This window comes from Halorubrum sp. JWXQ-INN 858 (assembly GCF_009806985.1).
Taxonomy (GTDB): domain Archaea; phylum Halobacteriota; class Halobacteria; order Halobacteriales; family Haloferacaceae; genus Halorubrum.
The window spans coordinates 1-21,883 of sequence record NZ_WUAX01000003.1 but is presented as its reverse complement, the minus strand read 5'-3'; the positions used below and the strand labels follow the sequence as shown (position 1 = coordinate 21,883).

Genomic DNA, 21,883 nt, shown 5'->3' with positions numbered 1-21,883 from the left:
ATCGTGGCCCGTGACCGTGACCGCGAGCCCCGAGGCGGCGTCACGGGTCGCCGACGTGCCCGAACAGCCACCCGACCCCGCCGGCGATCGCGGCCGCGGTCAGCGCGTTCGAGACGACGCCGGGCGCTTCGCTCCACGTGACGGGGTCGCCGGTCAGCCTCCCGACGACGACGAGCGTCGTCAGGACGGCGGCGAACGCGATAACGGACACGTCGACGCCGTCGGGGAAGCCTCGATCCGTGTCCGGCTCGGGAGCGTCGACGGGCGGTACGGCGTCGGGGCTCGTGCCGGGAATGGCGGTGCGGATGGACATCGTGGAGGGGGCGGCAGCGGACCGGAGGGGTCAAGCGGCGGGGTGAAGGGGGACGGAAGCGGACTGGAGGGGTCAAACGGCGGGGCGGCCGGGAGCGGCGGGAGCGAGAACGTTCGGAAGGGCCTACTCGACGTAGTCGATGTCTTCCATCTGCTGGGCGGCCTCCTCGTCGCCCCCGTTTCGGCCGTAGATCTGCGGGGAGTCGACGCCGGTGACGACGATCATCGTCCGCATCTCGCCCTCGAGCTCCTCGTCGACGGAGGTGCCCCAGATGATCCGGGCGTCGGGGTCGATCCGGTCGTAGATCTCCTCGACGACGCCCTCCGCCTCCTCGATCGACATGTCGGTGCCGCCCGTGACGTTGACGAGCGCGGAGTTCGCGCCGGAGATGTCGACGTCGAGCAGCGGCGAGCGGAGCGCCGACTTCACGGAGTCCTGCGCCTTCGAGTCGGAATCGGACTCGCCGAGGCCGATCATCGCGACGCCGCCCTTCTCCATGACGGTGCGGACGTCGGCGAAGTCGAGGTTGACGAGGCCGGGTTTCGTGATGAGCTCCGTGATCCCCTTCACCGAGCGCATCAGGACCTCGTCGGAGACCTTGAACGCCTGCCGGACCGGGAGCTTCCCGACGGCGTCGAGCAGGCGGTCGTTGGGGACGACGATGACCGTGTCGGAGACGTCACGGAGCCGCTCCAAGCCGGCCTCCGCGTTCGTCCGGCGGACCTCCCCCTCGGCGGTGAACGGCGTGGTGACGATGGCGATGGTGAGCGCGCCCGACTCGCGGGCGGCCTTCGCGACGACGGGGGCCGAACCGGTGCCGGTGCCGCCGCCGAGGCCGGCGGTGACGAACACCATGTCGGAGCCGTCGATCGCGTCCTGGATCTCCTCTTGGGACTCTATCGCGGCCTCCTCGCCGACCTGCGGGAGCGACCCCGCGCCGCGTCCCTGGGTCTTCTGTTGACCCATGAGGATCTTCGTGTCCGACTCGATGTTGACGAGGTGTTGCACGTCCGTGTTGGCGGCGACGAGCTTCGCGCCGTGGATCCCCTCCTCGGTCATCCGGTTGACGGTGTTGCCGCCCGCCCCGCCGCAGCCGACCACGGTGATGTTGGTCTGGAGCTCCTTGAGAACGTCCTGAAGCTCGTCGTCGGTCATCGTCCCGGTTCGAGGGGTCCCGCCGGAGGGGTTGCCGCCGTCGCCGGACCCGCCGCCGAACCCGTCGTCACCCTCCGCGGGTGACTCCTCGGCCTCGTCGATCGCGTCCTCTACGATAGAGTCCATTATGTGGACCAGTTGCGACCCCCGCCTATTTATCTTTGCCCAATCGTCATACGCGGGTCAGACGCCCCGTGGCGTGCGAACGGCCGGGTTTCACGCGCCGGATCCGCCGGCCGGATCACCGGTGCCCCTCTCCCCGGCCTCGAGGGCGTCGCCGGCGACCGGGAACCGGTCCGCCGTCGAGCGGGTGACGTCGGCGGGCGTGACGACCTCGCCGTCCACCTCCACGGGCTCGCCGGCCGAGAGCCGGCCGAACGCCGGCCCCTCCGGGACGCCCCGTCGGGCCGCGAGGGCCGGGTCGAACGCCGCCTCGCGGGCCACCACCGCGCCGCCCTCGATCGCGACCTCGTCGTATCGCCCGCGGAGGACGTCGACGAGGTCGGCGACGAGCCGGGCGTACCCGTCCGCTCCCGCCGGGAACGCCGCGCGGCCGGCGGCCACGGTGCCCGCCTGCTCGGTCTCGAACGCGACGGTCCGCGACCTCACCGCGGCACGGGCTGCCTCGGCGTCGATCCCCTGCGCCCGCGCGAGCAGCTCGCCCGGGAGCCGCCGGACGACGACCGCGTCCCGAAACCGACGAGGGTCGACCGGGGCTCGGTCCGGCGACGGCGTCCCTTCCGCGGTACGGTCGATCGACGGGAGGACGTCGCCGAACCGAAGCCCGTCGTCGACCGGACACAGCGCCTCCTCCAGCGCCGACACGAGCGCCAGCGGCCGGTCCCCGACCGCCCGGACCCACGTCTCGCCGACGACCCGATAGCCGAGGTCCTCGATGACCGCGGCGAGGGCGGGGCGGTCCCCCTCGATAACGGCGTGCTCGGCGCGGCTCCGCTCGAACGCGCGAGCTATCACGTCGCGGTTCGCCTCGGGCGCGCCCATCGCCGCCAGCGCCCAGTCGACCCCGACGTGGCCCACCGCCCACTCCGTCTCGGCCACGATCCGGGTGAACCGGGGCGCGTAGTGGCCGCCGCCGAAGCCGACCACGTGGCGGGGCTCGCCGTCCGTGCCGAGCAGGTCGGGGCCGGCGGACGGGTCGTCGTCGCCGTGCTCCCGGACCGGTTCGCTCGTCCCGTCGCCATCGCGCCCGCCGTTCGCGGCGTCGCGGAGGTCCAGTACCGCCCTCGCGACCGCGCGGGCGGCCTCCTCGTCGGCCCATTGGGGCTCGTCGGAGCCGAGCTCGACGAACAGGGACGGGACCGACACGTCCGTCGGGCCGTGGTGGGTTCCCTCGATGCCGACGTCGTAGCCGTCGGGGGCGTGTCGCGCGAGCGCGTCGACGACGCGTTTCTGGGTGCCGGGGGCGGCCCGCGCCAGCCCCCCGTCGTCGCCGCCGTACTCCGCGGGCCCGAAGTTCCCCGTGAAGTGGGCCGTCAGCAGCGGGCCGGTGTCGCCGGAGTGTCTGGAGACGAAGACGAGCAGGTCGGGCCCGGCGGTCCCGTCGGCGGCGTCTCCGCCGTCCTTCGCCGTGCGATCCCCATCGTCGCCATCGTCCTCGTCGCCCCCGCCGAACGCGGGCGCGGGGTCGTCGAGCGAGACGTGGATCCCGTCGAACGACCGGAGCTCGAAGCCCTCGGTCCGGTAGTACGTCCCGCCGCCGTCGCCGTCGGGCCGGCTCCCGTCCTCGTGAGCGGCCCACGGTTCGAGCTCGAGCAGGTGCTCGCCGATGTGTTCGGAGGCGCTGTCGGCCCGGCTGACGACGATCGCTATCACGGCCCGACCGTGGGGCGTCGGCCGCCGAATAGCCATCGGTTCGCCGACGGACCGTCGCGGGCGGGGTGATCGCTACGGTAACAGCTGGGAGACGAACAGGACGTACGCGACGACGAGCACCGCGCCGTCGACGCGGGAGAGCCGCTTCCCGCGGTACATCAGGCCGACGACGAGGAGGGTGAATGCGACGAGCGCGGGGAACTCGAACGCGCGGACGCCGGCGCTCACCTCCACCGGGGTGATCACCGCGAGGATCCCGATGACGGCGAGCACGTTGTAGATGTTCGAGCCGACGACGTTGCCGACGCTGAAGGTCGCCTCGTCGCGGACGGCGGCGACGACGCTGGCGGCGAGTTCGGGCATCGACGTGCCGATCGCGAGCACGGTGAGCCCGATGAACAGGTCGGAGAAACCGGCGGCGGCCAGCAGGTCGCGACCCCCGCCGATCAGCCAGCGCGACCCGACGAGGAGCGCCACGATGCCGCCGAGGACGAGCGCCACGTCCCGCGGCTTCGCGTCGGGCATGCGGTCCCGCTCGGCGGCCGTGATCCCCGACTGGGTGCGCTGGATGCGGCGCAGCACGACGAGCGTGAACACCCCGAGCGCGACGAGGAGGACGACCCCCTCGGCGGCCCCGATCCGCCCGTTCCAACCCAGCGCGACGAGGAGGAACGCCGCCAACACCATGAACGGGACGTGGCGCTCGAACACGGTTTCGGAGACGTCGAGCGGGCGGATCAGCGCCGAGAGCCCGAGCACCAGCCCGATGTTGGCGACGTTCGACCCCACGATCGCGCCCAGCCCGATGTCCGTCGAGACGGTGACCGCGCCGACGACGGCGACGAACAGCTCCGGCGCGGTCGTCGCGAACGCGACGACGGTCACCCCGACCGTCGAGGCCCGCAGCCCGATCGCGAGCGCGAGGTCGGCCGCGCCCTTCACCAACAGCTCCGCGCCGACGTACAGCAGCGCGACGCCCGCCGCCAACAGCAGGAGTTCGGTGACCGGCGACCCGAGAGGCACGTTCGAGGGTTCACGCGGTTCGACTAAAAAGGGCCGCGGTGCGGGCCGGTTCCCTATCACAGGACGCGCTACGGCCCGGCTCCCCGTTACAGGACGCGCCTACGGCCCTCGTCACGAGGCCTGCCCAGCCTCACGGCGGTCGCTCCGGCGCCTTTTAAGTCGAACCGTCCGCTCGTTCGGGCATGGACGTTTACGGACTGATCGGCAACCCGGTGGGGCACTCGCTGTCGCCGCCGATGCACGAGGCCGGCTACGAGGCGCTCGGGCTCGACGCGCGCTACGTCACCTTCGAGCCGCATCGCGACGGAGCCGTCGCGGCCGTCGAAGGCGCGGCCGCGCTCGGTGTCAGCGGACTCAACGTCACGATTCCCTTCAAGCGAGACGTGCTCGACGCCGTCGCCGTCGACCCGCTCGCCGAACGGATCGGCGCGGTGAACACGATCGACTTCGGTCCCGTTTTCGGCGACGCCCTCGATGACGGCGACGATCCCCGTCCACGCGGCTACAACACCGACGCGGCCGGCGTCGTCCGTGCGTTCGCCCGTCACGACGTCGCGCTCGAGGGCACCGACGCGGTCGTCGTCGGCGCGGGCGGCGCGGGGCGGGCGGCGGCGTTCGCGCTGGCGGACGCCGGCGCGACGGTCCACGTCGCCAACCGCACCGCGGAGCGCGCGACCGGGCTCGCCGCCGACGTTCCCGGCGCGACCGGCGGCGGCCTCGACGACCTCGGCGCGCGCGTCGCCGCCGCGGACGTCCTCGTCAACGCGACGAGCGTCGGGATGGACGACCCCGAGGCGACTCCCGTCCCGGCGGCACACCTCCACGCCGACCTCGCCGTGCTCGACGCGGTGTACTCGCCGATCGAGACGCGGCTGTTGCGGGAGGCGGCCGCGGCGGGCGCGACGACCGTCGACGGCGCGTGGATGCTGCTGTTCCAGGGCGTCGAGGCGTTCGAGATCTGGACCGGCGAGGACGCCCCCGTCGACGAGATGAACGAGGCGCTGCGGGCGGGCCTAAAATAACGAGGTCGAATCGAGCCGTCAGAACCCGAAGGGGTTCGCGAGCAGCCCCGCGGTGACGATGAGTCCGACCGAGAGGGCGGCCGCGCCGTAAAAGAGGGGTTTCGCGTCGCGGGCGGGCTCGCGGAGCTTCCCGGCGTCGAGCCCCGAAACGAGCTTCCCGCCGGCGGCCTCGACGAGGCCGGTCGCGAGGAACCAGAGGGCCAACATCGTCAACACGAGGTGCCCGCGCCCGGTGCCCGTGAGCGTCTCGACGGTGTAGAGGGTCCCCGCCATGTGGCCGCCGGTGACGAGGAACGCGACCGCCGCGATCCGCGTGATCCATCGGAGGCGGCCGACGAGGGACGCGAGCGCGTCGGCACCGATCTCCCCCCGCGTCGCCGGCGGGAGCACCGCGACGGTGACGAACAGCACGCTCCCGGTCCACAGGACCGCGAAGCCGACGTGGAGCGACCACATGACCGCATGGATGAGTTCCATACCCGACGGTCCGTCTGACGAACCTTATAAACAGGCGGGACGGACGCGGTCGCCGAAATGTCGCCACGGTTACCGGCTTTTAAATATCCACCATGCGTAGCCGTCACCAATGGCCCTACTGCAGAAACTCAAGGAGAAGCTCGGGCTCGGGGGCGGGTCCGCCGAGGACGGAACCGGGGAGACGGAAGTGACCGTCGAGCGGGAGGCCGACGGAGACGACCGGAAGACCGCTACGGACGACGAGCGAACCACCACGGACGACGAGGGAACCGCCGCACACGGCGAGGAACCCGCCGTGGACGAGCCGGTCGGTGCTGATGACGCGTCGGGCGCTGATGGCGCGTCGGGCGCTGATGACGCGTCGGGCGAGGACGCCGCCGCGAGCGGTACGGAAGCGGCCGCCTCGACCGACTCTCTCGTCGACGACACCGGCGAGCCCGCGGGGGCAGCCGAACCCGCCGAGGCCGCCGGACCCGAAGCCGACGACGTCGCCGTCGGGGACGAAGCCGAAGCCGAGCCGGCCGCGGACCTCGAATCGGCCGCGGACCTCGAATCGGCCGCGGACCTCGAATCGGATGGGGACCTCGAACCGGACGACGAGGCGGAGCCGGTCGACGACGAAGGCGATGAGGGTGGCGAGGGTGACGACGAAACCGACGACGGAGTCAACGACGAGGCCCGCGACACCACCGCTGACGACGGCGAGCCGGTCGACTCGATCAAGGGCATCGGGCCCGCCTACGCCGAGCGGCTCTCGGCGATCGGGATCGACAGCGTCACCGACCTCGCGGCGGCCGATCCCGCCGCCGTCGCCGAGGGTGCGAGCGTCGGCGAGAAGCGCGCAGCGACGTGGATCGACCGCGCGAAGGCGCGCTAACCGCGACCGACGCTCCCCCGCGGCGGGCCCTCCATCGACCGCAACCGTTTCACCCTCCCCGCCGAACGGTGTGGTAGATGACCGAACGCGTCCACACGGACCGGGAGCGCTTCCGCGAGGTCGCCGCCGCGGCTTCCACGGGAACCCGTGTCCCGGTCGAGGTGCGGGTCGCCGTCGACGACCCGTTCGACGCCTACCGGCGGGCCCGCGACGGCCCGGGCGGTTTCTTCTACGAGACGACCGGCGGCCAGTCCGGCTGGGGCTACTTCGGAGTCGACCCCGTGGAACGGCTCCGCGTCGCCCCGGACGCCGTCGTCGCCGACGGCCCCGGCGACGGCCGGAGTCCGACGGGCGACTACCGGCGGGCGACGCCGACGCTTTCCGCGCTCGACGGCCTGCTCGACGGGGAACGGCTGGCCCGCGGCGACTGCGACGTCCCGTACCCCTGCGGGGCGTTCGGGTGGCTCTCCTACGACGTCGCCCGCGAGCTGGAAGCCTTCCCCGCGCCGCCGCCGGAGGGTCCCGGCGCCGTCGACGACCGCGGGCTCCCGCGCCTGCAGGTCGGCGTGTTCGACCGCGTCGCGGCGTGGGAGTGTCCCGTGGAGGGGTCGGAAACCACGGGTGTCGAGGTCCCGCTCCGAGTCACGGCCTGCCCGCCCGTGCCGGCCGGAGCGGACGACCCGGACGCCGACCGCGCGGCGCTCGATGCGGCGTACGACGCCGGCGTCGAGCGGGCGCTCGCGCTCGTCGAGCGGATCCGGACGGGGGATCCGACCGTCGATCCCACGCCGACCGCGTCGTCGAGCGCGTCGTCGGACACGTCGCCAAGCACGTCGCCAAGTGCGTCGTCGAGCGCGACGTTCGAGAGCGACGTCGGGCGGGAGGCGTACACCGAGGCGGTCCGCCGGGTCAAGGCGTACGTCCGCGACGGCGACACGTTCCAGGCGAACGTCTCACAGCGACTCACCGCGGCCGCGGCGGTCCATCCCGTCGAGGCCTACGACGCCCTGCGGCGGGTGAACCCCGCGCCCTACTCCGGGCTGTTGGAGTTCGGGCTCGACGGGCGCGGCGCGGACCTCGTCAGCGCGAGCCCGGAGCTGCTGTTGGAGCGCGTCCCGAGCGACGACCCGAACCGCGGCGCGCGGCTCCGAACCGAACCCATCGCGGGGACGCGCCCCCGCGGCGGGACGTCCGAGGCGGATGCAGCGATGGAGGCGGAGCTGACCGGGGACGCGAAGGAACGCGCGGAACACGCCATGCTCGTCGACCTCGAGCGGAACGACCTCGGGAAGGTGTCCCGGTTCGGCACGGTGTCGGTGCCCGAGTACCGCCGCGTGGACCGGTACTCCGAGGTGATGCACCTCGTGAGCCTCGTCACGGGCGAGGCGCGGCCGGACGTGGGGCTCGCCGAGGCGATCGCCGCGTGCTTCCCCGGCGGGACGATCACGGGGGCCCCGAAGCCCCGGACGATGGGGATCATCGACGAGCTGGAGGGGACCCGCCGCGGCCCCTACACCGGATCGATGCTCGCCGCCGGGTTCGACGGGCGCGCGACGCTGAACATCGTGATCCGGACGCTCGTCCGACACGCGGACGAGTACCACCTCCGCGTCGGCGCGGGGATCGTTCACGACTCGAACCCCGACGCCGAGTACGAGGAGACGCTCGCGAAGGCCCGGGCGCTCGTGACCGCGGTCGACGAGGCGCTCGCCGCCGGCGACCTCGACGTCGAGGGGGAGGGGGTGAGCGGGGAATGACCGCGGCCTGGCGGTCCGGCGCGGGCGACTCCGACGCGCGGGTGCTCGTCGTCGACAACTACGACTCGTTCGCGTACAACCTCGTCCAGTACGTCGGGGAGGTCGCCGGCGCGGTGACGGTGCGCCGGAACGACGCGGTCGACCTCGACGGGATCCGCCGGCTGGACCCGGACGGGATCGTCGTCTCGCCCGGCCCGGGGACCCCCGAATCGGCGGGCGTCTCGATGGACGTCTTCGATCTCGACCGCCCCGTGTTCGGCGTCTGTCTCGGCCACCAGGCGCTCTGTGCGAACCTCGGCGCGCCGGTCGGCCACGCTCCGGAGGTCGTCCACGGGAAGCCGTCGGTCGTCACGCACGACGGTGGCGGCGTGTTCACCGGGCTGCCCGACCGCGTCGAGGTCGGCCGCTACCACTCGCTGTGCGTCGAGCGCGAGGACCTCCCCGACGAGCTCGTCGAGACCGCCCGCACCGAGGACGAACGCGAGGTCGTGATGGGGGTCCGTCGCCGCGACCGGCCGCATATCGGCGTCCAGTTCCACCCCGAGAGCATCCTGACGCCCCTCGGGAAGCGGATGGTGCGGAACTTCGTGGGGTCGTGTGAGCCGTGAGCGGACCGACCGACGGTCCGGGGGACGGTGCGAGGAGCGACGGTCCGGGGGACGCCGCCGGAGACGCCCCGGACGACGAACCCGTCTACCACGTTGACGGCGAGCTCGTGCCCGCCTCGGCGGCGACGGTGTCGGTGGAGGACCGCGGGTTCGCCTACGGCGACGCCGCCTTCGAGACGATGCGCGCGTACGGCGGGACGGTGTTCCGCTGGGAGGCACACGCCGAGCGGCTCGCGGCCACCTGCGGGACGCTCGCGCTCGACCACGGGCTCGACGACGTCGACCTGCGGGCGCGGATCGACGCGACGCTCGCCGCGAACGACCTCGCGGACGCGTACGTCAAGCTCTCGATCACGCGCGGGGTCCAGCCCGGGACGCTCGACCCGCGGCCCGAGGTCGACCCGACCGTGGTCGTGATCGCGAAGCCGCTCGCGCGCGGCGGGGTCGGCTCCGAGCCCGTCTTCGACGGGGCCGCCACGCTCCAGACGACGAAGACGCGAAAGGTCCCGAACCGGGCGATCCCCGCCGCGGCGAAGACGCACAACTACCTCAACGGGATCCTCGCCCGGCTCGAGCTCCGGGTGACCGGCGCGGACGAGGCGGTCATGCTCGACGAGGACGGTCACGTCGCCGAGGGGGCGACCTCGAACCTGTTCTTCGCCGACGGGACGGCCCTGAAGACGCCGTCGCTCGACGGGCCGGTGCTCCCGGGGGTCACCCGCCGAACCGTGATCGAGATCGCGGAGTCGGAGGGGATCCCGGTCGAGGAGGGCCGGTACACGCCCGACGAGGTGCGCGGCGCGGACGAGGCGTTCTGTACCAACTCGACGTGGGAGCTCCGCCCCGTCGAAACCGTCGACGGCATCGCGGTCGACGGCGACGGCGACGGCGTCGCCGGCCCGCTGACGACGCTGCTCTCGCGGCTCTACGACCGCCGGGTCGAGGAGCGACACTACGACGGCGAGCGCTTATAAACGGGAGGCCGTCCCCGGTGGATGCTGCTTATCACAGATCCGAACGGCCCGGCCGTCCTGCGTCGGCGCGCGCGGTTCCCGCGGGCGACCGACGGGAGCCCGCGAGCGTGCGCGAGGGAGGTCAGCGGGCCGCCGCCGAGCAGCGTCCGGCGGCGGCCCGCTGCCGAGGCTGGGGAGGTGGAGGCCGACGCTCGACCGACCGCCGACCACCGCCGATGGCCTGCCGCCCACCGGTCACTTATAACGCCCCGCCTGCCATCCATCATCGCTTATAAAGAGTCCGCCGGCCGCCCACCGATCACTTATAAGCGACCCGTCGGCCGGCCGAACGCGCAACGTTTTCACCGGCCCCGGACCACGGCCGGGTATGGACGCGGACCGCCGGATCGTCGCCGTCGAGGAGGTTCCCGAGGACAGCACGCTGCTCGTGACGCTTCGCCTCGTCGACCCGGACGCCGTCACGGACGACACGGGCGACGTCGGCGCGGACGACGACGGGACCCCGGAGGCGGAGGCGATCCTGATCCGGCTCGCCGACGGGGTCGCCGCCTTCCGGAACTACTGTCAACACTGGACCGACGTCCGGCTCGACAGGGACGACGGCGCGTTCGTCCGGAACGGCGAGATCTTCTGTCAGAAACACGGCGCGACGTTCCAGGCCGACACCGGCTACTGCGACTTCGGCCCGTGTGAGGGCTCCGTCCTCGAGACGGTCGGCGTCGCCGTCGCCGACGGGGCGGTGTACCTCGACGACGACGCCTACGAGTTCGTCCGGCTCGGTCCGGCCGCGAACCGCGAACACGAACAGGGCTCCCGGATCGACTTCACCGGGAACTGATCGCCATCGGAAACGGATCCTCATCGGGAACAGATCCTCATCGGAACTGACGGAGGCGGCGGTTCCCGTGCGGCTCCCGTGCCGGCCCCACAACGACTCACTCCGTCAGAACCGCTGTCTGGAGCCCCCGCGACCGCCCCCGTCGCGGCCGAGCGCCTTCCGGAGGAAGCTCATCCAGCGCTTCTGGTCGGCCGCCGACTGCCGTTGCGCCTCGGTTTCGGGCCCCGGCGCGTCGAGCCCCTCCAACGCCTCCAGCGCGCGGTCGATCCCGATGATCGACGCCGCGAGCGCCTCGCCCTCCTCGTAGCTCACCTCGTTCCCCTCGATGCGCTCCACGCGACGGAGCCGCTCGCGGCGGAGGTTGCGCTTGGCTCGATCGACCCGATCGCGCTCGCCGGGCGGCACCGAATCGCGCCGCTTGATCTCGAAGACGAACGACCGCAGGTCGATCGGCTCGCCTTGGACCTCGATCTCGTCGGGGATGTCCGCGCCGACGGTCGCCGCCTCGCGGTTGATCCGCTCGAGGAGCCCCTTCCGCTCGTACTCCTTCACGCCCGACCGGTAGGGCCCGATCGTACTTTTCTCCTTCGACGAACCCGCCCGCGAAGGGACGGCGTTAACCCGCCTCCGGCCGATCCGAGGGTATGGAGCGCCTCGAAACCGAGCTCAACCGGGCCCGCGACCTCCAGGTCGGGGACCTGGCCGACGCGATCGAGACGATCGGCTTCGAGTGTACGCGCTGTGGCGGCTGCTGTACGGGTTACGCCCCCGACGAACCCGGCGGGGCCCCGGCCGGCGAGGGCGTGGCAGAAGGCGACGGTGAACGGATCGGTGGGGGCGTCGACGAAGGCGACGGTGAACGGATCGGTGAGGCCGTCGACGAAGGGACGGTCACTCCCGACGAGGTCGAGACGGGCTGTCACGGCGGGGCTGGTGCGGACCATGCCGGGGCGGACGACGACCGCGAGCCACACACCGCGACCGTCTTCCCGGACGAGGTCCGGGCGGTCGCGGACGCCGCCGAGGCGGCGTTCGGGGAGGCGTACGACTGGCGCGACGTCGCCCGCCCGATGCCCTACGGGCTCGCCACGGACGGCGACGGCGATCCCGTCGGCGAGACGTTCGAGTGGGCGCTCGCGACCGACGACTGCGGCGACTGCACGTTCTACGAGGAAGCTGACGGCCAGGGGGCGTGTACCGTTCACGACGCTCGCCCACTGATCTGCCGGACGTACCCGTTCAGCGTCGCGCTCGGCGGGACGAGTCAGCCGATGGGCGAGCCGGTCGACGCCGCGGGGGTCGTCCGCGCGCACGAGTGTGAGGGGCTCGGACGCGACATCGACCGCGACGACGCCGAGGCGCTGGCGGCGGCGCTCAAGGAACGGGCGGTCCGCGAACTGGAGGAGGCGATCGGGGTCCGCGACGGGTACGACCCGGCGATCGGAGCCGGAACCGACGCGCCCGTCGTCGTCTTCGACTCCGAGGGCGCGAAGCGCGCGGACGGGACGCCAATCGGTGGCACGGAGCGGCCCTCGAGCGGGTCTGACGACCGCGACTCCCGGTAACCGGCCTGTTCGGTCGGTTCGGCCGGCTCGGTCGATTCAGTCGGTTCGGTTGATTCGGTCGATTCGGTCGGTTCGGTCGGTTCGGTCGGTTCGGTCGGTTCGGTCGGTTCGGTCGGCTCGATCAGATCGGTCGGCTCGGCCACGGGCGATGTCGGCGGTACAACTATATTCACCGGTCGCTACGTACGGGTGGAGTCTACTATGGAAATCTCCGAGAAGCTCCTTTGTCTGTTCAGCGCCGACGTTCGCGAGGACGACGACGGCTACGTCGTCGACGTCCCGCCGCGAGAGATCGAAACCGGATCCATCGATCCCGGCGACACCTATCGGGTCGCGCTCATCTCCCGGGCGGGCGACGACGGGGCGTCCGACGGCGGAACCGAGACGTCTTCCTCGCGCTCGAGCGACGGCCCACAGCCGCCCGTCGAGCCGGGCGAGATGCGCTACGTCGAGATCGAGGACCTCGGCAAACAGGGCGACGGGATCGCCCGCGTCGAGCGCGGCTACGTGATCATCGTGCCCGGCGCGGAGGTCGGCGAACGGGTGAAGATCGAGGTGACGGAAGTGAAGTCCAACTTCGCGGTCGGCGAAGTCGTCGCCGAGGACGTCTGACGACGCCGGACCGCGGCGGCGACGTGCGCCGCGGCGACGACGGTCGCGCGCTTACTCCGACGCGGCCGACGACCCGGACGACGACCCGGACGACGACACGGCGGTGTTCCAGTAGGACACCGATGCCACGTAGTCGCCGGGAACCGTGTTCCCGATGAGCTCGTCGACGGCGCGGAACGGTTTCGCGACGGCCCCCGGCAGCTCGCGGTAGAAGCCGTACGGCAGCACGAAGTCGTGCTCCTCGTTCACGAGCGTGAGGTCCGCGGCGCGGAGCATCTCGACGACCTGGTCCTCCGAGTAGAGCCGTGAGCCCATCGGAAGCAGCCACGTGTACAGCACCCGGAGGCTCCGTCTGTTGAACGTGTCGAAGAACACTTGCTCCTTGCTTACACGTTGCAGCTCCTCGATGAACGGGATGGGGTCGTCCATCAGGTGGAAAAAGCGCATCGCGACGACCGAGTCGAAGTGGTCGTCAGGGAACGGGAGCCGCGAGGCGTCGCCGCGCATGAACTCGACCCGGTCGGCGAGCCCCGCGTCGGCGGCCTTTTCGCGCCCCTGTTCGAGCATCTCGCGGGAGATATCGAGCCCGACGATGTCGGCCCCTTGGTCCGCGAGCATCGTCGTGAACCGACCGGTGCCGCAGGCGACCTCCAGCACGCGGTGGCCCTCGTCGATCGGGCCGAGCGCGGAGAGGACCGCCTCCTTCTCGCGCCGGTCGATAAGCGCCCCGCCGCCCGAAAAGCGGACGTCATCGTACTCCTCGGCGACCGCGTCGGCCTGATACCAATCCTGTCCCTTCACGGTATCCGTGTTCCATGCCGGACGACCAAAACCGTACTGGATGCGACCGGACCGTGTCGCGCTCTCCCACCGTGGTATTATGACCTTATATTGTTCCTATCGGATCCCCCCATATGTAGCCAACCTTTACCAACAGGCGGGGGGTTTGCGTGAAACATGAGTACCAGTCACGTGGAGACCGCAGAACAGGACCGCCTCTCCGAGAGCGAGTACCGCGAGCGGTTACGCGAGCTGCCGCCGAGCGCCAAGCTCGTCGCGAAGGTGTTGGAGAGCGACGCTCCCCTCTCGCAGGGCGGCCTCGCCGAGGAGTCGCTGCTCCCCGATCGGACGGTTCGGTACGCGCTCAACCGGCTGGAGGAGCAGGGGCTCGTCGACTCGCGGTACAGCTTCAAGGACGCCCGGAAACAGGTGTACTTCCTGACGGTCTGATCCCGGAACCGCCCTTCGAGCGACGATGGCGACGACGGCGACGACGACGCCCTTTTTAACTCCACGGGACGACACGACCACGTATGGACCTCTCGGTAGTCGTCCCGACGCTCAACGGTCGGGATCAGCTGGCCGCGTGCCTCGACGCGCTCGCGGTCCACGCGCCCGACGCCGAGGTGATCGTCGTCAACGGCCCCTCGGCCGACGGGACCACCGGGATGGTGCGCGAACGGGACGACGTCGACGTGCTGGTGGAGATCTCCGACCGGACCGTGAACGTCGCGCGCAACGCCGGCATCGAGGTGGCGACCGGCTCGGTCGTCGCCTTCGTCGACTACGACAACCGGATCGGCGCGTCGTGGGTCGGTGCGCTCGAACGCGGCCTCGAACGCGGCGACGTCGTAACGGGACCGATCCGGATGGTCCCGACCTCGGAGGGATCGGATCCGACGGACTCGGGCGACGCTGCCGACGTCGCGGACACCACGGACGCCACGGATGCCGCGGACGCCGCCGACACCACGGATCCTGCGGAGGCCGTTGACGCCGCAGATTCCGGCGGCTCGAACGGTCGTGACGGCCGCGACGGTCCCGAGCGCCGTCGGATCGCCGGGCGGGAGGTGACCTACTTCGCGGGCGGCAACGTCGCCTTCCGTCGCGACACGCTCCGCGACCTCGACGGCTTCGACGAGTACCTCCACACCGGCGGCGCGCGCGACGTCGCCCACCGACTCGCGAGCACCGACCACGCGGTCGTCTGGGAACCCGAGCTGTCGGTCCTCGAGGAGCCCGCCGACTGCAGGGCGGCCGACGGGGGGCGTGACTCCCGCGACTGGGGCTGGAAGTACCGCGCGCTCGCGTACCGGCTGTTGAAGAACTACGGGATCCGCCCCGGCGTCCTCGTTCGGACCGGAACCCATGCCGTGAAGGACGCGGTCGCGGTCGCCCGCGACGTGGTTCGCGGCGACACGACCCCGTCGGGGTGGGCGGGGAACGGCCGCGACGTCGTGTTCGGGATCGCGACCGGGGTGTCGGACGGGATCGTCGCCCGAACGAAGGACCGGTCGCCGGCGCGGAACCCGAACGGCCTCTCGCGGCGGGCGGACCGCGCGGTCGCGAAGTACGACCAGCGGGAGTGAGGCGTCGCCGTTGGGGATCGGTCGGACGGGCGGGCGGTCATGTACCGAGCCGTCACTCGAACGGCCAGCCGTCCGACCGAGCCGTCACTCGAACAGCCGGTCGACGGTCCGCACGAACCGGTCGACGACGCGGTTGGGCAGCGACGGCGAGACGGCGTCGAGGAGCTCCGCGGTCCGGTCCGGGTCCGCGAGCGACACCCGCATCGGGGTCGACTCCGACCGCTCGATCACGCCGGCGTCGGCGAGGTTCGAGACGTGGTACGCGACGGTGCTGCGGGCGACGCCGAGCTCGGCCGCGAGGTCGACCGGACGGGCGGGGCCGTTCGCATGGAGCCGCACGACGATCCCTCGCGACGTCTCCCGGCGGAGGTACGCGAGGGCCCGGCGCTCCCACGGGTCGAACTCGGGGACGAAGTAGTGGGTCCGCCCGCCGACCTCCTCGGCGACCAGCTCGTCCTCGCGCACCAGCCGGCGGAGGTGGTACTGGACCTGGCCGGTCGCCAGATCGAGATCGCGCCCGAGGCGACTGAAGTGGACCCCCGGCGTCAGGCGGACGTGCCGGCGGATCCGGTCGCGCGTCGTCGTCATTCGATACCGATACTTCGGGCTCTCGGAGTAAAGCCTCTCCCGGATTCTCACCGCGTGGTGACGGCTTCCCGCGCCCGTAAGCTCTTAACCCTCCCGCACGGACGCTCGCGTATCCGTGACGTACGTGTCCGCGCTCGTACCGACCGCGGCGAACGGGTGGGGCGTCGAGGGGTCGCTCCCGCTTCTCGCGGTCGTCGCCGTCGCCGGGATCGGCACCGGGATCCTGTTCGCCGTCAGCCTCGTCGCGTACGCGAGACGCCGACGCAGACAGTACCTCCTGATCAGCCTCGCGATCGGGGCGCTGTGGTTCCGCTCGGTCGTCGGCGCGGCGACCGTGCTCGGCTACGTCCCGATGCCGATCCATCACTTCCTCGAACACAGCCTCGATTTCCTCATCGCCGCCGTCGTGCTCTACGCGGTGTACGCGCACACGCCGGGGTCGTTTCGCGGCGAGGACGACGCGAGCTGATCGTCGACGGGTGGCGGGGATCGCGGAGCGTCGCCGGCGATCGGGCCGCGCGGTCGGAGGGGTGGTCCCCGCTCCTCACTCGAGGTCGCCCTCCGAGGTGAACACCTCGTCGAGGTCGACGTTCGGCTCCCGGCCGGCTTCGGGCTCGCGCGAGGGGAGACGGTCCTCGTCGGGAGCGGTCTCGTGTGCGCGTGCCATCAGCGCCTCGTGTGTGTCACGGACCGGCTCCCCGGCCGCCGGTCTCGCCTGGACGTAGCTGCCGTCCGGTCGCATGGTCCAGCGCCGGCGGTTGTCCTCGAGCATCGTGTCGAGGATCACGTCGAGTTCGGCCTGGAGCACCGGATCTTCGACCGGCGCGACCGCCTCCACCCGCCGATCGAGGTTGCGGGTCATCCAGTCGGCGGAGCCGGCGAAGTAGTCCGGGTCGCCGGCGTTGCCGAACCGGAAGACCCGCGAGTGTTCCAGGAAGCGCCCGACGACGCTGTGGACGCGGACGCCGTCGGTGACGCCCGGCACGCCCGGACGGAGCCGGCAGATCCCCCTGACGATCAGGTCGATCTCGACGCCGGCGCTCGCCGCCTCGTACAGCTTCTCGACGACCGCCGGGTCCTCCAAGGCGTTCATCTTCGCGACGATCCGGCCGCCCCGGTCGTCGACGCCGCCGACACCGTCGCCGTTCGCGCCATCCTCCCCGTCGTCGTTTCCGCCGTCGCCGTTTCCGCCTCCCCTGCCGTCGCCGTTCTCGCCATTCCTCCCGTCGCCGTTCCCGTCATCCCTGCCGTCGCCGTTCGCCTCCGCCTTGCTGGCTTTCGCGTGGGCGATCTCGCGGTCGATCAGCTCGTACAACCGTCCGCGAAGGGTTTCGGGGGCGACCAACAGCTTCCGGTACGTCTGGTGCCGCGAGTGGCCCGTAAAGGAGTTGAACAGCCGAACGAGGTCCTGTCCGACGTCCGGGTCGGCCGTGAACAATCCGAGGTCGACGTAGCCGTTCGCCGTCCCGGAGTGGTAGTTTCCGGTGGCGACGTGCGAGTAGATCCGGACGTCGTCGCCCTCCTCGCGAACCGCGAGCGCGACCTTGCTGTGGGTCTTCAGCCCGACGGAACCGTACGCGACGTGGATCCCCTCCTCCTCCAGCCGCTTGACCCAGCGGAGGTTGTTCTCCTCGTCGAACCGCGCCTTCAGCTCGACCATCACCGCCACCTGCTTGCCGTTCTTGGCGGCGTCGATCAGGCTCCGGATCACTCGCGAGTCCGGTGCCGTCCGGTAGATCGCCGCCTTGATCGCGAGCGTGTCGGCGTCGTAGGCCGCGGCGTCGAGGAACGTCTGGACGGTGTCGGAAAACGAGTGATACGGGTGGTGAACCAACGCGTCGCCGTCGCGGATCTCGGCGAACAGCTCGTCCGGGCGCTTCGAGTCGAGCCCGGCGAACCGCGGGTGTTGCTGTGGCGTCCACCGCGGGTGTTTGAGGTCCGGCCGGTCGAGGTCGTACGGCTGGGTGAACCCGCTCAGCGCCAGGGGGGCACGACGTTCGAACACCTCGGCCTCCGAGACGTCGAGGTGCTTGACGAGGAGGTCGCGCACGGCGTCGGAGGTGTCCTCGTCGACCTCGAGACGGACCAGGGTCGCGAAGCGCCGCTGTCTGAGGACGTCCTCGATCCGCTCTATCAGCCCCTCGGCGACGTCCTCGTTGCGGCGGACCTCGGCGTTGCGCGTCACGCGGAACGTCGAGTGGCCCACCACCTCCACGTTCGGGAAGACCAGGTCGAGGTTCGCCGCGATCACCCGCTCGACGGGTATCAGCCGTGTCCCCTCGACGTTGGATGTACGGTCGGCGTCCGGGGTGTTCGGGATGTTCGGGGTTCCCGAGGCGTCCAGGGCGTCCGGGGCGTCCGGGGCGGACGCGTCGGCGTCGCCCCCGTTGCCCCCATCGCCGTCGGGGAGCGTCGGCACCAGCCGGGGGAGGTTCTCGGGGACCTTGATCCGGGAGAACCGCTCCTCGCCGTCGTCGTCGCGGGTCCGCACCGCGAGCGACAGCGAGAGGTTCGAGAGGAACGGGAACGGGTGTGCGGGATCGAACGTGAGCGGCGTCAGCGTCGGGAGGATCGAGGACTCGAACCGCTTCCGGAGGTGGGCCCGTTCGGCCGCCGACAGGTCGTCGTACCCGAGGATCTCGACCCCGGCCTCCGCGAGCCGCGGCCGGACCGCGCCGTGATAACACCGCGACGCCGTCTCCGAGAGGTCACGGGCGGCGTCGAGGACGGCCTCCCACTGCGCTTCGGGGGTCGCCCCGTCGACGGTCGGCTCCGTGGTCCCGGCGTCGATCTGCTGTTTCAGCCCGCCGATCCGCTTCATGAAGAACTCGTCGAGGTTGCGCGTGAGGATCGAGAGGAACCGGAGCCGCTCCAGCGGCGGTTGGCGCTCGTCGAGCGCCTCGTACAGCACCCGCCACTGGAAGGAGAGTTCGGAGAGCTCGCGGTTCAGGTACCACCCCGCCTCGTCGAAGGGTGCGCCCGTCGGCGGGGGCGTCGAGGCGATGGGGGGCGTCCGCGGCGGGGTCGCGTCACGCCACGAGTCCGGCGAGAGGACCGTCGGATCCGACGGCGGGTCGGCCGGCTCGCCGTTGTCGTCGTCGGCTGGAGCGTCGTCGTTGCCCGCAGAGTCGTCGGCGAGGGAGCCATCGGCTGGAGCGTCGTCGTTACCCGTGCCGTCGGCCACCTCCCCGTTCGCGTCGACCATCTCAGTCGAGTTCCGCGACGGAGACGATCTTCGCGTCGCTGCGGTCCACGCCGCCGCGCATGGCCGGCACCGTGGTCAGCGTCCCGCGCCGCAGGTCGTACGCCGTGAGCGTCCCGCCGTACACACAGCCCGTATCGAGCCCGACGGCCCACTCGGAGACCGTCGGCTCGTCGAGGACGGTGTGACCGAAGAACACCCGCGGTGGACCCGCGTACTCCTCGTACCAGTAGGGCGGGTCGTAGCTCCCGCCCGGCGCGAGCGACCGGGTGTTCTGGAGGTCGTCGATCGTGTGTTCGGCCAGCGGCTTCCGCGGGTCCACGCCGCCGTGAACGATCAGGTCGTCCCCGACGGAGATGGCAACCGGCAGCGACCGGATCCACGCGAGGTCGTCGTCGGACAGCCCCGGGAGCGACTTCTCGCCCCGAAGGAGCTTCTCCTCGTTGTTCCCCCGAACGGTGAAGGCGTTGGGGGCGTCACGGACGCGCTCGACGACGGCGGCGCTGTCCGGGCCCTTCCTGACGAGATCGCCGACGAACAGGAGCAGGTCGTCGTCGGTGACGCCGAGCGTCGACAGGAGCCGGTCCAGCGGCTCCGGACAGCCGTGCACGTCGCCGATCACGTACGCGTCGTCGAAGTCGTCGAGGTCGATCCGCCGGTGGTGCGGCGCGACCTCCGGGTGGAACTGTCGATCCATTCAGTTCCACCTACGCGCCATCCCCGTTTAAGCGCCGCTAAGAGCCGTATATATTCCTATATACTCCGTCGACGCAGCCAGCCGCGAACCCGGTCCGTGATCGAGCGCCTCGCGGCGGGGGTTCGCGGACTGTACGACGACGTCGAGGCGCTCGACCGACTCGCGGACCACGCGACCGTCGGCCTCGTCAGCAACAACTACGATCCCACCGTCGCGTTCGTCGTCGACCACTTCCGCCTGGACGCGTTCGGGTTCGCCCGCGGCCGCGACCTCGGCCCGGAAGGGTTCGCCCGCCGGAAACCCGACCCACACTACCTGAACGAGGCACTCGATGCGCTCGACGCGACGAACGGGCTCTACGTCGGCGACCGCGAGAGCGACATGCGCGCCGCCGAGAACGCCGGCCTCGACGGCGTGTTCATTCGGCGCGACCACAACGCGAGCCTGGAGCTCGACGTCGAGCCCGTCGCCGAGATCCGGAGCCTGGAGGACCTGCTTCCGTTCGTCACGGAGCGAACGTGAGCGAGAACTGAGAGGGACGACCCACGTTTCGGCGGACCTGCCGTTTCGGACGAGAACGCGTCTCGGAAATCGAGCCCCAACAGCCGTTCAAACCTAAAGCGAAGGTGTCCATCGCTGATTCGGTCGGACAGTCACGGTACGTTATGCCGTGTGCTATCGTAGTTATCTCATGCCGAGTATGGACACCGATATCGACAACGAGCCCGCCGGACGAAGCGAACGGCGAACGAGCGAGTCGGAAGCAGGGCTGATATCGATCGAAACGAACCCACTGTTGCAGTGGGTGCTGGTCAACGGAAACAGATGGGTCGTCTCCGCGGTCGCGTTGGTACTCGTCGGCCTCGGATTCATCGGGAGCGGTGTGATCTGGTCGGACGAGCTCGTGACCCTGTTCACGGAGGAACAAGTGGTTCAGACGATCCTTCTCGCGCTTTTCAGTGGGATCATTTTGCTCGTGTCGATCGCCCTTTCGGTGAATTCGATCGTCCTTTCACAGGAGATCACTGCGCTCGGTGATCAAGAAGAGGAGATCGAGGAGACGTTCTCGTTTCGTGATTCGGTTCGGGAGCACACGAATTCGGACGTCAGCCCAGCCCGCCCGGCAGCGTTCCTTGAAGCGATTTTCGACTCGATCCGAACCAACGCAGAGGAACTCTCCGAGAGCACCTCGAACGACGGTGCGGCGCTTACGTCTCAAGTCGGACTCATTGCGGATGATATCGTCACCCAGGTGGACACCGTTGAAGGCCGCTTAGAGAACGCAGTTGGGATATCCGAGGTGATGTTCGCCGGGATTCAGTATAACTACTCACGACAGATCTATGCCATCCGCCAGCTCCGAGTTGACCACGAAGGAACGCTCACCGATAGCCAACTGGAGAACATCGACGAACTTCTCACAACCCTCAAATACTTCACGATCGGTCGGGAATACTTCAAGACGCTCTATTTCAAGCAGGAACTGGCGAACCTTTCTCGTGGGTTGCTGGTCATCGCTTTTCCTGCCCTCGTGTATCTCGTCTACGCGATACTCTCGCTCAGAGCGGGGCTGTTACCGGAGTTCCCGATCGTCGGCGTTCCGTCGATCATCTGGTTCGTCGGCTTCACGTACATCGTCGGGATGATCCCGTACACGTTGTTTTCGGCATACGTACTCCGCACGGCCACGATCTCCATTAGGACACTGGCGGCTGGACCGTTCATTTTGGATAGCAGTGACGGCTCTACTCGGTTCAGCGAGAACGATGAATCGACGTAACAACGTGCGAAAAGACGATTTGCGGGCGGTACGGTGGGTCGAGCGGATAAGTCGGGCGGGTCGAGCGGGTGGGTTCGGGTGGGTTACCCGAGGAGGTAGCGGAGGGCGGGGTAGCGTTCGATGAGGGGTTGGCCGCCGACGTCGAGGGTTTCGAGGTGGGCGTCGACGCCGAGGATGCGGCCCGCGCCGAAGG

Annotated in this window: 23 protein-coding genes and 1 pseudogene; 13 read left to right on the top strand and 11 right to left on the bottom strand. The window is 70.5% G+C overall.

Annotated elements, in window-relative coordinates; all coding sequences use genetic code 11:
- Positions 1–40 precede the first annotated feature (40 nt).
- The 4 genes from GRS48_RS00585 to GRS48_RS00570 form a co-directional block, all read right to left on the bottom strand.
- On the bottom strand, positions 41–313 hold the full coding sequence (locus GRS48_RS00585) for a hypothetical protein (RefSeq protein WP_159483005.1): 273 nt from the start codon (positions 311–313) through the stop codon (positions 41–43).
- A gap of 123 nt (positions 314–436) precedes the next feature.
- On the bottom strand, positions 437–1,594 hold the full coding sequence (ftsZ, locus tag GRS48_RS00580; RefSeq protein WP_159483004.1) for a cell division protein FtsZ: 1,158 nt from the start codon (positions 1,592–1,594) through the stop codon (positions 437–439).
- A 90-nt stretch (positions 1,595–1,684) separates the two neighbouring features.
- On the bottom strand, positions 1,685–3,301 hold the full coding sequence (locus GRS48_RS00575) for a D-aminoacyl-tRNA deacylase (RefSeq protein ID WP_321168220.1): 1,617 nt from the start codon (positions 3,299–3,301) through the stop codon (positions 1,685–1,687).
- A 72-nt stretch (positions 3,302–3,373) separates the two neighbouring features.
- Complete coding sequence (locus tag GRS48_RS00570; RefSeq protein ID WP_321168219.1) at positions 3,374–4,324, bottom strand: calcium/sodium antiporter; 951 nt, start codon at positions 4,322–4,324, stop codon at positions 3,374–3,376.
- A gap of 182 nt (positions 4,325–4,506) precedes the next feature.
- Between GRS48_RS00570 and aroE the strand changes: the two genes are divergently transcribed.
- Positions 4,507–5,346: a shikimate dehydrogenase gene (gene aroE / locus GRS48_RS00565; RefSeq protein WP_159483002.1), complete on the top strand. Its 840-nt coding sequence runs from the start codon at positions 4,507–4,509 to the stop codon at positions 5,344–5,346.
- Positions 5,347–5,364: 18 nt separating this feature from the next.
- On the opposite strand, the gene GRS48_RS00560 is transcribed toward aroE, so the two are convergent.
- Positions 5,365–5,823 carry a transporter gene (locus GRS48_RS00560; RefSeq protein WP_159483001.1) on the bottom strand — a complete coding sequence of 153 codons (459 nt, stop codon included), beginning with the start codon at positions 5,821–5,823 and terminating at the stop codon, positions 5,365–5,367.
- A 109-nt stretch (positions 5,824–5,932) separates the two neighbouring features.
- On the opposite strand from GRS48_RS00560, the gene GRS48_RS00555 reads away from it, so the two are divergent.
- From GRS48_RS00555 to GRS48_RS00535, 5 genes are all read left to right on the top strand, one after another.
- Entirely contained in the window at positions 5,933–6,700 is a 768-nt protein-coding gene (locus GRS48_RS00555; RefSeq protein ID WP_159483000.1) for a helix-hairpin-helix domain-containing protein, read from the top strand.
- A 77-nt stretch (positions 6,701–6,777) separates the two neighbouring features.
- Positions 6,778–8,457 (top strand): anthranilate synthase component I family protein, encoded by a 1,680-nt coding sequence (locus tag GRS48_RS00550; protein ID WP_159482999.1) that lies wholly within the window; start codon positions 6,778–6,780, stop codon positions 8,455–8,457.
- A complete protein-coding gene (locus GRS48_RS00545; RefSeq protein ID WP_159482998.1) occupies positions 8,454–9,065 on the top strand; it encodes an aminodeoxychorismate/anthranilate synthase component II in 612 nt (203 codons plus the stop codon). The genes GRS48_RS00550 and GRS48_RS00545 overlap by 4 nt, the downstream gene beginning before the upstream one ends.
- Positions 9,062–10,039, top strand: a complete 978-nt coding sequence (locus GRS48_RS00540; protein WP_321168218.1) for an aminotransferase class IV — start codon at positions 9,062–9,064, stop codon at positions 10,037–10,039. Before GRS48_RS00545 ends, GRS48_RS00540 begins: the two co-directional genes overlap by 4 nt.
- 367 nt (positions 10,040–10,406) lie before the next feature.
- Entirely contained in the window at positions 10,407–10,877 is a 471-nt protein-coding gene (locus GRS48_RS00535; RefSeq protein ID WP_159482997.1) for a Rieske 2Fe-2S domain-containing protein, read from the top strand.
- 105 nt (positions 10,878–10,982) lie between these two features.
- Here the strand turns inward: GRS48_RS00535 and GRS48_RS00530 are convergent, their stop codons facing one another.
- Entirely contained in the window at positions 10,983–11,429 is a 447-nt protein-coding gene (locus tag GRS48_RS00530; protein ID WP_321168217.1) for a DUF5788 family protein, read from the bottom strand.
- A gap of 92 nt (positions 11,430–11,521) precedes the next feature.
- Between GRS48_RS00530 and GRS48_RS00525 the strand changes: the two genes are divergently transcribed.
- Together GRS48_RS00525 and GRS48_RS00520 are read left to right on the top strand one after the other, a co-directional pair.
- On the top strand, positions 11,522–12,442 hold the full coding sequence (locus GRS48_RS00525; protein ID WP_159482996.1) for a YkgJ family cysteine cluster protein: 921 nt from the start codon (positions 11,522–11,524) through the stop codon (positions 12,440–12,442).
- A 201-nt stretch (positions 12,443–12,643) separates the two neighbouring features.
- Positions 12,644–13,054 carry a TRAM domain-containing protein gene (locus GRS48_RS00520; RefSeq protein ID WP_159482995.1) on the top strand — a complete coding sequence of 137 codons (411 nt, stop codon included), beginning with the start codon at positions 12,644–12,646 and terminating at the stop codon, positions 13,052–13,054.
- 51 nt (positions 13,055–13,105) lie between these two features.
- Here GRS48_RS00520 and GRS48_RS00515 read toward each other — a convergent pair whose 3' ends face one another.
- Complete coding sequence (locus tag GRS48_RS00515; protein ID WP_321168216.1) at positions 13,106–13,855, bottom strand: class I SAM-dependent methyltransferase; 750 nt, start codon at positions 13,853–13,855, stop codon at positions 13,106–13,108.
- A gap of 156 nt (positions 13,856–14,011) precedes the next feature.
- Between GRS48_RS00515 and GRS48_RS00510 the strand changes: the two genes are divergently transcribed.
- Positions 14,012–14,284: a helix-turn-helix domain-containing protein gene (locus tag GRS48_RS00510; RefSeq protein ID WP_159482994.1), complete on the top strand. Its 273-nt coding sequence runs from the start codon at positions 14,012–14,014 to the stop codon at positions 14,282–14,284.
- Between the two features lie 83 nt (positions 14,285–14,367).
- A complete protein-coding gene (locus tag GRS48_RS00505; RefSeq protein WP_159482993.1) occupies positions 14,368–15,423 on the top strand; it encodes a glycosyltransferase in 1,056 nt (351 codons plus the stop codon).
- An 84-nt stretch (positions 15,424–15,507) separates the two neighbouring features.
- Here GRS48_RS00505 and GRS48_RS00500 read toward each other — a convergent pair whose 3' ends face one another.
- Entirely contained in the window at positions 15,508–16,011 is a 504-nt protein-coding gene (locus tag GRS48_RS00500; protein ID WP_159482992.1) for a winged helix-turn-helix transcriptional regulator, read from the bottom strand.
- A 115-nt stretch (positions 16,012–16,126) separates the two neighbouring features.
- Here GRS48_RS00500 and GRS48_RS00495 point away from each other — a divergent pair, with 115 nt between their 5' ends.
- Entirely contained in the window at positions 16,127–16,480 is a 354-nt protein-coding gene (locus GRS48_RS00495) for a hypothetical protein (protein ID WP_394351177.1), read from the top strand.
- Positions 16,481–16,555: 75 nt separating this feature from the next.
- On the opposite strand, the gene GRS48_RS00485 is transcribed toward GRS48_RS00495, so the two are convergent.
- Positions 16,556–19,216: a polyphosphate kinase gene (locus tag GRS48_RS00485; protein ID WP_235027957.1), complete on the bottom strand. Its 2,661-nt coding sequence runs from the start codon at positions 19,214–19,216 to the stop codon at positions 16,556–16,558.
- A gap of 1 nt (position 19,217) precedes the next feature.
- Positions 19,218–19,910 carry a metallophosphoesterase family protein gene (locus GRS48_RS00480; RefSeq protein WP_159482991.1) on the bottom strand — a complete coding sequence of 231 codons (693 nt, stop codon included), beginning with the start codon at positions 19,908–19,910 and terminating at the stop codon, positions 19,218–19,220.
- A gap of 96 nt (positions 19,911–20,006) precedes the next feature.
- On the opposite strand from GRS48_RS00480, the gene GRS48_RS00475 reads away from it, so the two are divergent.
- Together GRS48_RS00475 and GRS48_RS00470 are read left to right on the top strand one after the other, a co-directional pair.
- A complete protein-coding gene (locus GRS48_RS00475) occupies positions 20,007–20,432 on the top strand; it encodes an HAD-IA family hydrolase (RefSeq protein WP_321168215.1) in 426 nt (141 codons plus the stop codon).
- Positions 20,433–20,610: 178 nt separating this feature from the next.
- Positions 20,611–21,690 (top strand): hypothetical protein, encoded by a 1,080-nt coding sequence (locus GRS48_RS00470; RefSeq protein WP_159482990.1) that lies wholly within the window; start codon positions 20,611–20,613, stop codon positions 21,688–21,690.
- Positions 21,691–21,773: 83 nt separating this feature from the next.
- Here GRS48_RS00470 and GRS48_RS00465 read toward each other — a convergent pair.
- Positions 21,774–21,883: pseudogene (locus GRS48_RS00465) on the bottom strand (DoxX family protein); the annotation flags it as partial.

Bases quoted from the DNA above. Each gene is read 5' to 3' on its own strand.
- GRS48_RS00520 (WP_159482995.1), top strand. From the start codon at position 12,644: ATGGAAATCTCCGAGAAGCTCCTTTGTCTGTTCAGCGCCGACGTTCGC.
- ftsZ (WP_159483004.1), bottom strand. From the start codon at position 1,594: ATGGACTCTATCGTAGAGGACGCGATCGACGAGGCCGAGGAGTCACCC.
- GRS48_RS00535 (WP_159482997.1), top strand. From the start codon at position 10,407: ATGGACGCGGACCGCCGGATCGTCGCCGTCGAGGAGGTTCCCGAGGAC.
- GRS48_RS00505 (WP_159482993.1), top strand. From the start codon at position 14,368: ATGGACCTCTCGGTAGTCGTCCCGACGCTCAACGGTCGGGATCAGCTG.
- GRS48_RS00560 (WP_159483001.1), bottom strand. From the start codon at position 5,823: ATGGAACTCATCCATGCGGTCATGTGGTCGCTCCACGTCGGCTTCGCG.
- GRS48_RS00545 (WP_159482998.1), top strand. From the start codon at position 8,454: ATGACCGCGGCCTGGCGGTCCGGCGCGGGCGACTCCGACGCGCGGGTG.
- GRS48_RS00555 (WP_159483000.1), top strand. From the start codon at position 5,933: ATGGCCCTACTGCAGAAACTCAAGGAGAAGCTCGGGCTCGGGGGCGGG.
- GRS48_RS00485 (WP_235027957.1), bottom strand. From the start codon at position 19,216: ATGGTCGACGCGAACGGGGAGGTGGCCGACGGCACGGGTAACGACGAC.
- GRS48_RS00550 (WP_159482999.1), top strand. From the start codon at position 6,778: ATGACCGAACGCGTCCACACGGACCGGGAGCGCTTCCGCGAGGTCGCC.
- GRS48_RS00510 (WP_159482994.1), top strand. From the start codon at position 14,012: ATGAGTACCAGTCACGTGGAGACCGCAGAACAGGACCGCCTCTCCGAG.
- GRS48_RS00525 (WP_159482996.1), top strand. From the start codon at position 11,522: ATGGAGCGCCTCGAAACCGAGCTCAACCGGGCCCGCGACCTCCAGGTC.
- GRS48_RS00470 (WP_159482990.1), top strand. From the start codon at position 20,611: ATGGACACCGATATCGACAACGAGCCCGCCGGACGAAGCGAACGGCGA.
- GRS48_RS00500 (WP_159482992.1), bottom strand. From the start codon at position 16,011: ATGACGACGACGCGCGACCGGATCCGCCGGCACGTCCGCCTGACGCCG.
- aroE (WP_159483002.1), top strand. From the start codon at position 4,507: ATGGACGTTTACGGACTGATCGGCAACCCGGTGGGGCACTCGCTGTCG.
- GRS48_RS00585 (WP_159483005.1), bottom strand. From the start codon at position 313: ATGTCCATCCGCACCGCCATTCCCGGCACGAGCCCCGACGCCGTACCG.
- GRS48_RS00480 (WP_159482991.1), bottom strand. From the start codon at position 19,910: ATGGATCGACAGTTCCACCCGGAGGTCGCGCCGCACCACCGGCGGATC.